The organism is Bacteroides finegoldii DSM 17565, assembly GCF_000156195.1.
GTDB lineage: Bacteria > Bacteroidota > Bacteroidia > Bacteroidales > Bacteroidaceae > Bacteroides > Bacteroides finegoldii.
The window spans coordinates 274,135-287,226 of record NZ_GG688319.1 but is presented as its reverse complement, the minus strand read 5'-3'; the positions used below and the strand labels follow the sequence as shown (position 1 = coordinate 287,226).

The window sequence follows — 13,092 nt, the reverse complement described above, 5'->3', positions numbered from 1 at the left end:
TATATATGAATGTGATTACCTTTGCAAAAGTAAAGTAAATCTGTGAATTATCGAATGAAGTAACATGAATAGAATGGGAGAGAAACCTAAATTTGCCTTTCTTGGCAACAGTCACATGGCATTTTGGGCATTGGATGTCTACTTTACTTCCGGAGTTGACTCTCGACGATTTACATTTGAATGGCAGGGGTTACAGTATTTTGTCAGAAGCACTGAAACGGGCTTCCGGTTTGTAAAACATACCTAAATACTTCATTCCTTGCTTTTATTTATAAATTTGGTGGCATATCAGTTTATTTTTCCTATTTTTGTCCCCAATTTAATAGTAAATAACCCCCATAAAAACGATAAGACTTATGGAAAAAGTAATTATCAATTCGTACGAAGAATTCGAAAAACTAGTAGGCCAACAGATAGGTGTTTCCGATTATGTGGAACTCTCGCAGGAACGTATCAATCTTTTTGCTGATGCAACGCTGGATCATCAATGGATTCATGTAGATACGGAACGTGCTAAAGTAGACAGCCCTTATCATAGCACGATTGCTCACGGCTACCTGACATTATCCATGCTTCCTTATTTGTGGAATCAGATTATTCAGGTGAATAACCTGAAAATGATGATTAACTACGGCATGGACAAAATGAAATTCGGTCAGGCTGTATTGTCAGGACAGAGCATCCGTCTGGTGACTACTTTGCACTCGCTGACTAATCTGCGTGGTGTGGCAAAAGCGGAAATCAAGTTTGCTATCGAAATAAAAGACCAACCAAAGAAGGCGTTGGAAGGAATTGCTGTATTCCTTTATTATTTCAATTAATGGCAAGCTGTTAAAGAAACAGATTTTATCCCCGGAAATGATCGAAATACGTCTCAAAAGTTAGATACAAAAACTTTTGGGATGTGCTTCAGATGGATCGTTTCCGGGGATAATTTTATCCTTTTACTCCCATAAATCTGAACGGCTGTGCCGGTTTAAACTCTTTCGTTGCATTTCCATGATAAGTTTCACCGTTGGCGATAGATAATTTGAGTACCGGAGCTCCTTCCGACAAGTCTGTTTCTTTTCCGAATAAACGACTCTTGTACACATAATTTTAATTTCTAGTTAAAGGTTTATTATAAGCTGCTTTCACGGGGTATTCAACCGATGCGGATTCCTCTCGCAAAAGCATATTCTCAAAACAATAATGTTCCATTTATGTTTTATAATAAAGCATTGATATATGAAAATGAAAAAGATTTTAGCAGTTTTATTAATCCTGTTGCTTATACTTATTCTGGTTTTGATAGTACGGACCGTAACTTATAAATTTGGTAAAGTGCCCAAGAATGCGGATGATAAAGAACTGGTGAACACAGCTCCTTCGGAGCAATCAGTACGTCGTTTTGTCGGAGGAATACGAATCCCGACAATCAGTAATGAAGTGTATGAAGAGACTGATTTCAAGCCTTTCGATGAATTTATGAAGTACCTGGCCGATTCTTATCCGGAGGTATATAGGGTGATGGATGTAGATACCATTAATACATACGGGCTGGTGTTTCATTGGAAAGGCAAGAACAGTGATCTGAAACCGATATTATTCTTGTCCCATTACGATGTGGTTCCAGTAGTCGGATATGATCCGTCTACGGCGACTGTTGCAGATACGGTTTTCCGGTTTGACGACAAACCGTTGCCTCCCATCAGGACTTATTCGGAAAAGTGGGATTATCCTCCCTTCTCAGGAGCTGTTGCAGGCGGACGCATATACGGTCGTGGAACACTTGATATGAAATGTATGCTCTTCTCTCTGATGGAGGGAGCGGATAACCTGATAGCCGAAGGCTTCCAACCGGAAAGAGACATCTGGTTTGCTTTCGGGCAAGACGAGGAAGTGAGCGGACGTCAGGGGGCTTTCAAAATTGCCGATTATTTTAAACAGAAAGGGCTACGCTTCAGTGCGGTTTATGACGAAGGAGGCATCATTGCAGCTCCCGGTTCGGCAATAGAATCCATACAAGAACCGTTGGCATTGGTGGGAGTGGGAGAAAAAGGCTTTCTGACCTTGCGCCTTACGATAAAAGGGATGGGAGGGCATTCTTCGATGCCACCTTCAAAGAGTTCTCTGGTGTATGCTGCAGAAATCATAGAGAAGCTGAATGACAACCAGTTCCCGGCAGAAATCATTTCTCCCATAGCAGCATTTTTCGATAATGTAGGAGAGGAAATGGGATTCTTTTCGCAGATGGCGATAGCCAATCAATGGCTGCTCGAACCGCTACTGCTGAAGACTATGGAAAAATCTCCCGCCTCCAATGCGCTGGTACGCACTACAACCGCCATCACGATGGCTAAAGGCAGTGATGCGGCCAATGTATTGGCTTCGGAGGCTGAGGTTACTGTAAACTTCCGCATTTTGCCCGGTGAATCGGTTGCCGGGGTGATAGAGCATGTAAAGAAGTTGTGTGAAGGTTACGATGTTGCCATTCATGTGGTATCGGAACGTGAGCCTTCAAGCATCTCTCCTGAGAACGTTAGAGGCTTCGAGATTATCAAGGAAGAGATGGCAAAAATATATCCCGCAGCTATCGTTACCTCTTATATTACGATTGGGGGTACCGATTCCTACAAATATCAGACGGTGAGCGATGACATCTACCGTTTCTTGCCTATTTGTCTGAACCAGTACGAGCAGCGTACGATACATAACGAAAATGAGTATATATCCCTGGAGAATTTTGGGAAGATGCAATGGTATTTTAAGGAACTGATGAAGAATTATTAGTTCTTCTTTGCCTTGATTGCCTTCAACGTGTTTTTGCGCACAGAGCGGATAGCGGGAACCAGTAATTCGGGTTCCATGATTTCCAGCATTGTGCGCAATTCTTGTTGAAGCTCCGGGATGAAACGGGTCAGCTGGTAAGCAAGTTTGATGCAAAGTGACTGCACTCCGGGCGGTTCCTGCCGGGATACCATACGCTCTATGCAGAAATCCAGCAAGTCCACCCGTGGAGGGTCGGCTAGCGGTTGCTGACATAGCAGGTTCAAGAGCATTCTTCGTTTTCCTGAATGCGGGCAGGTAAGCGTTGCATCAATCAATTCATTTTGTTTCCCGCTCAGCCATTCTACTTCCGGTTTCGAGAAATGGGTACAAACCCACAGTGCCTGGTAAGAGACGATGCTGTCCTCATCATATATCAACCGGTAGATTTCTTCTCTGAGGCGTTCGTTGTCTTGTATGTAATGAAGTATCTCTCTGATATTCTCGATGTGTACACGCTCAGATAGTCTTGCACGCAGGTTCATATGGCTCTCGTTTTTTGGGGGGAATGAGTTGTTTTTATTTGTTGCCGTTCTCTGCCTCCGGTAGTTGCAGATGGAGAATCGGATAAGGCTTGCCCATACCGTCTGTTTCATCTCGGCCTATGATCCGGAATCCCATGCGGAGATAAAATCCGAGTGCTTTGTCGTTCTGCTCGTTTACGTCTACTTTATTTATCTGTTTTCTCCGGGTGGCGTATTCCAGCAATCGTCTGCCATATCCTTTTCCCTGTTCGCCGGGGCTTACGAACAGCATTTCGATGAGTTCGTCGCTCAGTCCCATAAAGGCGACAATCTTTCCATTGGTATTGCGGATGATATACAGTTCTACAGCCGATAAGTAGTGGTTGCGTACCAATGGTTTGTAGAATTGGATATGCTCTTCCGTGAGGAAGTGATGCGTATGGCGTACGGAATCTTCCCATACTTGCAGAATCTCGTCGTAGTCTTCCGGAACAGGTCGGCATATATTAGGCAGATAATAGCACAGGTGATCGTATATATTTCCGTTGTAGGTAAGTTCCGCCTGATGCAGTATACCTTCACAGATAAAGCCGTTACGTTCCAATACTTGCTGAGACCGCTTGTTGTGCGGATAACAGTTGGCGGTGATAAGGCTGAGCTGAAGTTCGTTGAAACCATAATTAAGCACAGCTTGTACCGCTTCCGTCATATATCCTTTTCCCCAGTGAGGCTCGTCGAGCCAGTATCCCAGCATACGTACTTGCGGGTTCTCCCGCTTCGGGTCGGGGACGATGCCGATGGAGCCGATGAGCTGTCGTGTGTCTTTCAGTGTTATAGCCCAGATATCCTCCTGACCGATAAACACGTTCTGGAGGATTTCGCGCGATTCTTTTATCGATTTATGGGGAGCCCATCCGGCATTATTGCCCAGATTCGGATTCTGGCAACAAGCGAAGAATGTTTCTGCATCATTTTCCCGAAAAGGCCGGATGAGTAAGCGTTCCGTTTCAAACGAACAATCATCCTGTGGTTCGTCTGCCTGCGGGGGGCATACGCATTCTATCCGGTTACCGTCAGGATCAAGAACTACACTTTCGAAATAACCATCTCCCGAAGTACGTGGCTCGCCTGCTATGATGTATCCCTCGGAGCGCATTTGTTCCGTGAAGCGAAGCACTTCTTCTCGGCTGGGGAAGGTGAAGGCAAGATGCGTCAGCCCAAGACGGTTCTCTTCTATCGGAGTATTTTGTACGTCTGTCCGGCTCATCAATTCCAGAGAAGGGCCTTCTCCGAAAGAGATGAAATAGGACTCGAATCCTTTCTTCGGATTGATGTATTTTTCATTACTCGTTCCACCTAGAAAGCGGACATAGAAATCTTTTAATTCTTCCAGACGAAAAGTCCAGATAGCGATATGATGTAGTTTCATGCTGATTTTAATTTTTGTCTTTATCTTTATTGTTATCGTTGTTGTATTACTTTGTTGTCCGGATTACATATTTATAGACAATGCGGGAAATATCAGCGATAATCTTACTGTTTTTCAGACTGCTTTCCGCAGAGTCTTTCACGAAAACGGCTATACTGTATGCGTGTCCGTTGGGTAGGAGAACGAAGCCAATGTCATTGCAGCCTATCTGCTGTCCTTTCGCATTGAAATCTCCCGTTCCTGTTTTATGTCCTACGGTTACCCCTTTGCCCAGTAACGGGGCAACCAGACGGTCCTGCCCGGTCTGGCATTCTACCATTGTCTGATAGATGAAGTTTTTGTAGGCTTCATCGAACAATGTTTTGCGGCGGAATATTTCCAGTAATTTGGCAGCAGCCAGCGGTGTGCTCCAGTTGCTATAGCAGAGGTCTAAGTCTTCGTGCATATCGTTCTCTGTATGAGTGATCTCGCAATCACGAATCCCCAGTGATTGTATATACCGGTTGACAGAATCCGGCCCGCCTTGATAATTGAAAAGAATATCACAAGCATTATTGTCGCTCTGTTGCAGGGTGTATTTCAATAAATCAGCGATACTCATTTCGAATCCTCCCTGTGGAAACTGATCTCGCAACGGACTGTATGTATTTGGTTTTAAATCTGATTTCTTAATTGACAACAGAGTCCCTAGCGGCAATCTCTTTTTATCCATATAATCGGCCAAAGCCACTGCCTGATGGAACTTGAAAACACTCATCAGCGGATATTGGATGTCGTTATTCACAGTGACTGTATCTTTCCATCGATAATAACGGCAATCCCTATTTCCGCCTTTTTCCCTTTAATAGCTTGTTCTAACAGTGTCTTGAGCTGGCTCTGTCGGGCAAAAAGGAGAGTCGGTATCAGACAGAGAAGAATAATGAATGAGCGCATAATCTATTTTTTTGTTAAACCTTAATTCCGCAACACTATTATAAATATAACTTTTTAAGTACCTGAGCAACAAAAAGTTGCTCAGGATTTTGTCATGTCAGATTTTTCACCTATCTTAGTGTTGCAAATCAAAATATGTATCAAACCCGACAGACATGGCAAAGAAAGCAATAAAATCTGAGAAACTCACTCCTTTTGGAGGAATATTTGCAATGATGGAGCAATTTGACTCCACATTGTCATATGTAATTGACACAACCCTCGGTCTAAGATGCAGGCTGTATGGTTATCAATACAGCGAAATCATCCGTTCTCTCATGAGCATCTACTTCTGTGGCGGCTCATGTATTGAGGATGTCACAACTCATTTGATGCCCCATCTCTCGCTTCATCCGACACTTCGTACCTGCAGCTCTGACACTATCCTCAGAGCGATAAAGGAACTGACGCAGGAGAACATTTCATACACGTCAGATACGGGTAAGAACTACGATTTCAATACGGCTGACACCCTCAATACCTTACTGCTCAATTGTATGTGTGCAGCTGGTCAGCTGAAAGAGGGTGAGATGTATGATGTTGATTTCGACCACCAGTTCATAGAAACAGAGAAATATGATGCAAAGCATACATACAAGAAGTTCCTTGGTTATCGACCAGGTGTGGCGGTTATTGGAGATTTGATTGTCGGCATTGAGAACAGCGACGGCAACACAAACGTCCGTTTCCATCAGAAGGACACGCTGAAGAGATTCTTCGAAAGGTTTGAACAGAACAATCTTGTTATCAATCGTTTCAGAGCTGATTGCGGCTCGTGCTCTGAAGAGATCGTGGAAGAGGTTGCCACCCACTGCAAGACCTTCTATATCCGTGCCAACCGCTGTAGTTCGCTCTACAATGACCTCTTCGCTCTCAGAGGCTGGAAGAGGGGAGAAATCAACGGCATTGAGTTTGAGCTGAATTCCATTCTTGTAGAGAAGTGGAAAGGCAAGACATACCGGCTTGTGATTCAAAGGCGGAAACGGATGGACGGTGAGCTTGACCTCTGGGAAGGAGAATACACATACCGCTGCATCCTGACCAACGACTACGAGCCTTCCGTAAGAGAGATTGTCGAGTTCTATAACCTCCGCGGAGGAAAGGAGCGCATCTTCGATGACATGAACAATGGTTTCGGATGGTCCAGATTGCCCAAATCCTTCATGGCAGAGAACACAGTGTTCCTTCTTCTTACAGCACTTATCCGTAACTTCTACAAGGTCATTATCCAAAGACTTGACGTAAAGAGGTTCGGACCCAATAAAACAAGTCGCATAAAAGCGTTTGTCTTCAGATTTGTCTCTGTACCAGCCAAATGGATCAGAACATCAAGGTGGTATGTGCTGAATATCTATACCTGTAATAATGCTTACGCAGATGTATTCCAGACTGATTTTGGATGACGACTACAACTTATGGGTATGATACTGCGTATTGTCTCAAGTCGCATTGTGGGGTAAGGGGGTATTGTAGGCAGAAGTGGGTATTTCAGCCTCAATTTATCTAATAATTCAGTAATGAGAGAACGTGTACACGTAAATAGGACGATGAAGGACTTAGTTGCGGATTTGAGGCTTATGAAAAGCGTATTGCTTTCTCAATACATGCCGTTCCTCTTCGCTCAGCGACAGGAAATAGGCTTTCCATCCCGGACAGAAATTGATGTGCCATCGCCAAAAACGACCCAACAATGACTTGGGTGAACGGTCGTATCGCCGCCTCAGTGGGCACTGCTGACAGTTATGTTTCTTTTCCAATACTTTATCTATTTATCTTTCGTAAAACTCTCGTGGCAAAAATAAGGATTATTTTCAGTGATCAAGCACACAGTTCATTAAAAAAGAGAGGATTTGCTAAGATTCAGAATAACGACGAGCCATCGACCCCAACGGGAGTCGAACTTCAAGTAACCGCACATGATACAATGTGCGGGTCGAAGTGCCTTCCCAATCCACGACCCCAACGGAGGTCGAACCTTTCTACAGATTATATGGTTCGACCCCGTTGGGGTCGGATGTATAGGAGTCATCTGGCCATCCGCAAGTCTTTGACATTGCGGTTAACGGGGGTGAGACCCTTTTCAGGGTCTGTTTGTTTGCACACCTTCATTCTACATAAACGGCTAAATTCAAATATTAAAAGCGTTTACATATTGCAACGTATTTATCTGTTATGCTCCTATTAAATTGTTCTATATCCTTATACTTTTCAACTAAATCCTTTATCACAGGCGCATTTAAATCGACGTTTAGGGTATATTGAACAAAAGCACGTAGCATCTCATAATTATAATTTACTCAAGTTTCGGATTTAGGTTGAGAGGATAGATTTGGGCATAAAAAAGGCTTTGAGGATTTCCGTATGTCACGGAAATTTAGTAATTTAGAGGTGCCCAAACAACTAATTACAATCACTCAAAGCCATGAGCAAAATTACAAAAATTCCATCGGAGATCCGCAACTTTTTCACGGGAAAACGAATCAATCCCGCATTTTCCAAGTTTATGACCCTCCTTGAGGGGATGAGGATTTCAGACAAAGATCTCGGAGGGAAAAAACGTGAGAACTGTCAGCTTACCAACCTTCAACTTTTCCAGATCATATTGATTCTGCCGTTTATGGCCGTCCCGGGTTTTTCTCATTATGCCGGATCGTCAATCTCGAAACTGTTCGGGGGTAAGAAGGACCTACTCTATTCGTTTATGGCCAAGGACAATATAGACTAGCAACATCATCTGGCACATCGCCTGTCATCTCATCAAGGCCGTGACCATAAGGAAAGACTATCAAAAGAGCCATCTTCCGGCAGTGCTTATTGTGGATGATTCCGACCTGCCGAAGACCGGATTGAGGATGGAGTGTATTGGCAAGATATTCTCGCACGTGTTTCAGCGGTGCATTCTCGGCTACAAGCTGCTGGCCCTGTGCTGGAGCGACAGCCGCTCTCAATTTGTCGTGGACTTCTCGATTCACGGCGAGAGAGGGAAGGTCGATGGCAAGGAACAAGGTCTTACGGCCCGGCAGCGCGAGAGGCGCTACAACCGCAAGCGTGACAGAGACTGCCAGACCGAAAAACGCAAGGAAGAGTATTTCGTATCCAAGCTTGAGCGCCTGAAGAGCATGGTGAAGAGACCATTGGAGGATTGTTCGCCGATATATATGAAGGCGTACACGAGCTCACCGTCGTGGAAAAGATCTGGTCAATCATTATTGATGTAATAGCAATCGTGGCTGAGATTTTTACCATTGACGAGAACGAATTGATGGAGCAAATTATACGGGATAACCGCAGGTTCAAGGCCATGCAACTGATCGCTCAGACTGCATAAAACCTAAATCCGAAACTTGAGTAAAATACATAACTGTAATAATCTACTACTAATCTAAAATAAAGCGATTATAAGCTATCCTTTTTCCTGTGTTTGTTTTAAAGTTTTCATCTATACACTTTTTTATCTTTTCCTGTTCTTTTTCTTTATCCATAACCGTTAAATTTTCAAGCAAATCAGCTTCCCATTGTATTTGAAAATCAAGTCCATCAATTTTAGATGGAGTATGATGGTTGCCTATTATAAAGCATATTCTATCAATATTTTTGTTATAGCCTACCTTTTTTAATATTTCTTTCGCTACTTCTGGTCCTTCCTTTTCTTGATAGACACCATCAATAGAACCGTATTTTTTTTGTGCTTCAACCGCACCAATATCATGTAGTATAGCAATAATACTGATGAATTCTTTTTCTTCCTCTCCGATATTTTCTCCTTTCATTATATCTTCTGCATTTTTCAAAACTTTGAAAGTATGCTCTATGCCAAAAGGAATTTCTTTGAATACTTCTTTCATCTCTATAATAATTTTTTCTTTAAACATAAATTACCTCCATTTATATCTTATAGGTGTTTTAGTTCTATCTATACACTTTTTTGTTCGCCGATACAATCAGCATCATGGGACGGCGCATTTCATCCTGCATCCCCGGAATATCCATCATGTTTTCCGGCGGCTGCGGCTCCACAATATGATTTATTATAAAACCATTTGAAAGCAGTGTATTTAGATATGTGGTCAGTGTTCTATGATATTTTGTAACCTTTTCTCCCAAAAACACAGCTGTCCGTTTGCCCTCATAATAATAATTATCCACCGGAAAATGCAGTATTTCTCCTTTTTCGTTATAATGCCAGTCTTGTGTTCCATAGGCAGTAAAAACAGGATGTTCAACCGTAAAAACTAGATTACCACCAGACTTCAGTATTCTATATATCTTTTTTACTAAAATCTCATAATCTGCTACATAGTGAAACGCAAGTGAACTTAATATTACATCAAAACTCTCCTCTGGGAATTCCACATCTTCTATAGCACAGCATTTATATTCAACCTGTGGAAAATGTGTTTTTTCTTTGGCTACCTCGAGCATTTTATGAGAAATATCAACACCTACAACAGAAGACGCTCCGTGTTCCATCGCATAAATACAGTGCCATCCATAGCCGCATCCTAAATCAAGCACACGCTTATCTTTAAAATCCGGCAGCAGCTTTCTCAATGTTTCCCATTCTCCTGCACCGGCTAGTCCCTGCTGTGAGCGACTCATTTGACTGTATTTTTGAAAAAATATATTATCATCATATTTGTTTTCTTTCATCTGAATTCCCCCTCGTTTAAAAAGTTATTTCTCTCCGTTCTTCTTCTCTTAGGTTATGGCAATGGTCTTATGTCAATATTTTTGTCTATCCAACCCCAAATCAACACTTCTGTCTATCCAACTATAAAAATTCATCTCTTTGCAGCCTCTAAAACGCGGAAAATCCGAGGACCTGGATTTACGTCCAAATCCTCGGATAAGCCTTATATTTCAAGCATTTTCACACTATCAATTATGTACTTTAGTCAACAGAACCACGCTCTCAACATGGCTCGAGAGGACAGAATGAATGTCATTTGAGCGTATCCGTTCTCGGAAACATATCCACTACGTTTTTGGCACTATCGGTAGGCGGGAACATATCCAATCTCTCTCTGGAATGTATACCATACTTTTAAAAGGCAGAATAGCATTTTAACTTATGCTACCCTACCTATAACTAAACATTTACAGTTGCATGTGGCCTATTGTTTTTAGCCGTTAAATATTTTATAACTATTAAATAGCGATACAAATTGTTCGAAACTAATATTGTTTATATCATATATTCTCGCATATTTTAAAGCTTTATTAAATTGATTTTTTGTAAACAGTTTTTCATACTCTTTGTTAACCCATTTCATTACAAAAGTTTCATATTTTTTTCTCTCTTTAAATGCCATTTTTGCTGGCTTTCTTTTTAATACAATTAATGCGCTATCCACTTTAGGTTTTGGATGGAAATAATACCTGGGAATTTTTGCTAATATAGAAATATCTACCTCTGCCATTAACAGCAATGCTAGTGATCTGTTTGTATCTAATAAACTTTTAGCAAAACCATATTCCACTATTAAATAACTTATTGTGGCTGAACTTTCAAAAACAATTTTTCGAATTATATTTGTGCTTATGTTGTAAGGTATGTTGCCAAATATTTTATATGGATTGTGGCTAGGAAATGTAAATTTTAGTATATCATCATTTACTATTTGATAGTTAGGATAATTTAAGAGCTTATTACGAGTTACCTCACATAATTTAGAATCAATTTCTATCGCCGTAACAAAATTACATCTCTTTACCAATTCAGCAGTAAAATGACCTTTCCCTGCACCTATTTCAAAGATGTTATCTTTTTCATCTAAACTTATGCAATTCATTATTTTTTCTATGTGATATTTTGAAGTAATAAAATTTTGACTATCTTTTATATTTACTTTGTTCATTATAACCCCTCCTTAATTTATTTCATCTCTTTTCGAATATTTATTCATTAATTCCTCTAACCCTGCTTCGGATGTTAGAATTTCAAGATTATCAAATATTTCCTCTTCGCTCCAGTTCCACCACTCTAGCTTTAGCAAGAATTCAATCTTTTCGTCACTAAAGCGTTTTTTGATAAACTTAGCTGGATTCCCACCATATATTGAATAGGGTTCAACACTTTTTACTACTGTTGAGTTAGCAGCAATAATCGCACCATCTCCAATTTTAACACCTGGCATTATGGTTACATTTTGACATATCCACACATCATTGCCAATCACTGTGTCACCCTTAAAAGGAAGTTGTTCTATTGTAGGAGTCACTTTTTCCCATCCACAGCCAAAGATATTAAAGGGATAGGTTGTAATTCCATCCATTCTATGATTTGCACCATTCATGATAAACTTAACACCCGCTGCAATTGCACAGAACTTGCCTATAATGAGTTTATCTCCAAGAAATTCGTAGTGGTGCTCTATATTATCATAAAATTTCTCAGGAGATTTATTATTGTCGCTGTAATAAGTGTATTCACCAATCTCAACATTTGGTCTTTTAGGTAGATTACTTATATAGCAAACCGTCTTTATATTTTCATTCGGATAAAGCTTTTTCTTATCTGGCCCCGTCATTGAATATGGGCTCCTTTCAGGTATTCAACCTCATTTACTAGTCTTTGAAGAATCTCTATTCCTTTTCTTGTACAATCTACATTAGTTGATATTAAGGAAATAACCTTATCGACCCTTTCCTTGTAATCGCTTGGCTTGATCTTAAAATCCTCGATCATCTTAACAGCCTTTTTTTCATTTATACAGTATTCTTTATTTACTGCAAATAAGACTTGATTAAGGGAAGATATGCTTCGAAAGCAATGCCCGCAAACATAGGATACATCGTCTTTATCTATATTGTTCTCAGCAAACATTAAAGAGAAACCTGCCTCAAACATAAAAAATTCAGTTAATCCTTTCTGCAAAGCGGTTGGATAACGTTCTGCTTGCTTTTTAAACTCATAAAAGTTTTCATCATTAGCATATAGTATTTTGCTAATCGCTAATTCTCCTCGATACATAGCACTTATATATCCATGGGGATGCCCCGTCTGATAATTAGCAGTAGCAATTCCTTGCTCCGTATCTTTGATTATTTGTACCACCCGTTTAATATCACGTAAAATTAAGTCAACATGATACCCGTTTATGACTAACCATCCGCCGCCATTAATCCAATCACCCCATGCTCCGGGAGGTACAATAAGGTTGCTTCTATTCTCATCATCCAACTCTGTAGCAAGTTGATTAATTACTGTAATGTCAAATAACTCTGAATTGTAATAGATTCCGAAATCTATATCAGAATCCTCTGTATGGGTGCCTCTTGCACGAGAACCCCCTAATACGATGCCTTCTATATAAGGCAAAGAGGATAATTTTTCTGTCACTGATTGAATAATATTATCTATCATACTGAATCACTCCTTTCAATATCAAAAGCTATATCCCATGTTGAGAAACACCT

Annotated in this window: 13 protein-coding genes and 3 pseudogenes; 6 read left to right on the top strand and 10 right to left on the bottom strand. The window is 40.9% G+C overall.

All coding sequences use genetic code 11. The annotated features are described in order from the left end of the window. Positions 1-143 precede the first annotated feature (143 nt). A pseudogene (locus BACFIN_RS23840) lies at positions 144-236 on the top strand (SGNH/GDSL hydrolase family protein); the annotation flags it as partial. 120 nt (positions 237-356) lie between these two features. Next, on the top strand, positions 357-821 hold the full coding sequence (locus tag BACFIN_RS14525) for a MaoC family dehydratase (protein ID WP_004308264.1): 465 nt from the start codon (positions 357-359) through the stop codon (positions 819-821). A gap of 115 nt (positions 822-936) precedes the next feature. Here the strand turns inward: BACFIN_RS14525 and BACFIN_RS14530 are convergent. Continuing rightward, positions 937-1,068 (bottom strand): annotated as a pseudogene (locus tag BACFIN_RS14530) (choloylglycine hydrolase); the annotation flags it as partial. Positions 1,069-1,227: 159 nt separating this feature from the next. Here BACFIN_RS14530 and BACFIN_RS14535 point away from each other — a divergent pair. Beyond that, positions 1,228-2,772 (top strand): M20/M25/M40 family metallo-hydrolase, encoded by a 1,545-nt coding sequence (locus tag BACFIN_RS14535; protein ID WP_007750475.1) that lies wholly within the window; start codon positions 1,228-1,230, stop codon positions 2,770-2,772. Here the strand turns inward: BACFIN_RS14535 and BACFIN_RS14540 are convergent. The 3 genes and pseudogenes from BACFIN_RS14540 to bla form a co-directional block, all read right to left on the bottom strand. Further along, on the bottom strand, positions 2,769-3,293 hold the full coding sequence (locus BACFIN_RS14540) for a hypothetical protein (protein ID WP_007750474.1): 525 nt from the start codon (positions 3,291-3,293) through the stop codon (positions 2,769-2,771). The genes BACFIN_RS14535 and BACFIN_RS14540 overlap by 4 nt on opposite strands. A 34-nt stretch (positions 3,294-3,327) precedes the next feature. Next, entirely contained in the window at positions 3,328-4,701 is a 1,374-nt protein-coding gene (locus tag BACFIN_RS14545; protein WP_007750471.1) for a GNAT family N-acetyltransferase, read from the bottom strand. Positions 4,702-4,747: 46 nt separating this feature from the next. Further along, positions 4,748-5,634 (bottom strand): annotated as a pseudogene (gene bla / locus BACFIN_RS20575) (class A beta-lactamase, subclass A2). A gap of 155 nt (positions 5,635-5,789) precedes the next feature. On the opposite strand from bla, the gene BACFIN_RS14555 reads away from it, so the two are divergent. Next, positions 5,790-7,076, top strand: coding sequence for an IS1380-like element ISBaov1 family transposase (locus BACFIN_RS14555; protein WP_007664617.1), 1,287 nt, complete (start codon positions 5,790-5,792; stop codon positions 7,074-7,076). Positions 7,077-7,229: 153 nt separating this feature from the next. On the opposite strand, the gene BACFIN_RS21575 is transcribed toward BACFIN_RS14555, so the two are convergent. Beyond that, positions 7,230-7,430 (bottom strand): hypothetical protein, encoded by a 201-nt coding sequence (locus tag BACFIN_RS21575; RefSeq protein WP_007837439.1) that lies wholly within the window; start codon positions 7,428-7,430, stop codon positions 7,230-7,232. A 665-nt stretch (positions 7,431-8,095) separates the two neighbouring features. Here BACFIN_RS21575 and BACFIN_RS14560 point away from each other — a divergent pair. Together BACFIN_RS14560 and BACFIN_RS22920 are read left to right on the top strand one after the other, a co-directional pair. After that, complete coding sequence (locus BACFIN_RS14560) at positions 8,096-8,398, top strand: hypothetical protein (protein WP_007664625.1); 303 nt, start codon at positions 8,096-8,098, stop codon at positions 8,396-8,398. Positions 8,399-8,438: 40 nt separating this feature from the next. Further along, positions 8,439-8,891: a hypothetical protein gene (locus BACFIN_RS22920; RefSeq protein ID WP_081449068.1), complete on the top strand. Its 453-nt coding sequence runs from the start codon at positions 8,439-8,441 to the stop codon at positions 8,889-8,891. Between the two features lie 159 nt (positions 8,892-9,050). Here BACFIN_RS22920 and BACFIN_RS14565 read toward each other — a convergent pair whose 3' ends face one another. The 5 genes from BACFIN_RS14565 to BACFIN_RS14585 all read right to left on the bottom strand — a co-directional run bounded on the left by BACFIN_RS14565 (position 9,051) and on the right by BACFIN_RS14585 (position 13,039). Further along, positions 9,051-9,545 carry an HD domain-containing protein gene (locus tag BACFIN_RS14565; protein ID WP_007664627.1) on the bottom strand — a complete coding sequence of 165 codons (495 nt, stop codon included), beginning with the start codon at positions 9,543-9,545 and terminating at the stop codon, positions 9,051-9,053. Between the two features lie 37 nt (positions 9,546-9,582). Next, positions 9,583-10,323 (bottom strand): class I SAM-dependent methyltransferase, encoded by a 741-nt coding sequence (locus tag BACFIN_RS14570; protein WP_007664628.1) that lies wholly within the window; start codon positions 10,321-10,323, stop codon positions 9,583-9,585. A gap of 473 nt (positions 10,324-10,796) precedes the next feature. After that, positions 10,797-11,531, bottom strand: coding sequence for a 23S rRNA (adenine(2058)-N(6))-methyltransferase Erm(G) (erm(G), locus tag BACFIN_RS14575; protein WP_007750462.1), 735 nt, complete (start codon positions 11,529-11,531; stop codon positions 10,797-10,799). Between the two features lie 12 nt (positions 11,532-11,543). Continuing rightward, positions 11,544-12,203: a Vat family streptogramin A O-acetyltransferase gene (locus BACFIN_RS14580; protein ID WP_007750461.1), complete on the bottom strand. Its 660-nt coding sequence runs from the start codon at positions 12,201-12,203 to the stop codon at positions 11,544-11,546. Continuing rightward, positions 12,200-13,039 carry a nucleotidyltransferase domain-containing protein gene (locus BACFIN_RS14585; protein ID WP_007750460.1) on the bottom strand — a complete coding sequence of 280 codons (840 nt, stop codon included), beginning with the start codon at positions 13,037-13,039 and terminating at the stop codon, positions 12,200-12,202. Before BACFIN_RS14585 ends, BACFIN_RS14580 begins: the two co-directional genes overlap by 4 nt. Between the last annotated feature and the right edge of the window lie 53 nt (positions 13,040-13,092).

Excerpts from the sequence above, each read along its gene's own strand:
- BACFIN_RS14525 (WP_004308264.1), top strand. The coding sequence starts at position 357 with ATGGAAAAAGTAATTATCAATTCGTACGAAGAATTCGAAAAACTAGTA.
- BACFIN_RS14535 (WP_007750475.1), top strand. The coding sequence starts at position 1,228 with ATGAAAATGAAAAAGATTTTAGCAGTTTTATTAATCCTGTTGCTTATA.
- BACFIN_RS14540 (WP_007750474.1), bottom strand. The coding sequence starts at position 3,293 with ATGAACCTGCGTGCAAGACTATCTGAGCGTGTACACATCGAGAATATC.
- BACFIN_RS14545 (WP_007750471.1), bottom strand. The coding sequence starts at position 4,701 with ATGAAACTACATCATATCGCTATCTGGACTTTTCGTCTGGAAGAATTA.
- BACFIN_RS14555 (WP_007664617.1), top strand. The coding sequence starts at position 5,790 with ATGGCAAAGAAAGCAATAAAATCTGAGAAACTCACTCCTTTTGGAGGA.
- BACFIN_RS14560 (WP_007664625.1), top strand. The coding sequence starts at position 8,096 with ATGAGCAAAATTACAAAAATTCCATCGGAGATCCGCAACTTTTTCACG.
- BACFIN_RS14565 (WP_007664627.1), bottom strand. The coding sequence starts at position 9,545 with ATGTTTAAAGAAAAAATTATTATAGAGATGAAAGAAGTATTCAAAGAA.
- BACFIN_RS14570 (WP_007664628.1), bottom strand. The coding sequence starts at position 10,323 with ATGAAAGAAAACAAATATGATGATAATATATTTTTTCAAAAATACAGT.
- BACFIN_RS14580 (WP_007750461.1), bottom strand. The coding sequence starts at position 12,203 with ATGACGGGGCCAGATAAGAAAAAGCTTTATCCGAATGAAAATATAAAG.
- BACFIN_RS14585 (WP_007750460.1), bottom strand. The coding sequence starts at position 13,039 with ATGATAGATAATATTATTCAATCAGTGACAGAAAAATTATCCTCTTTG.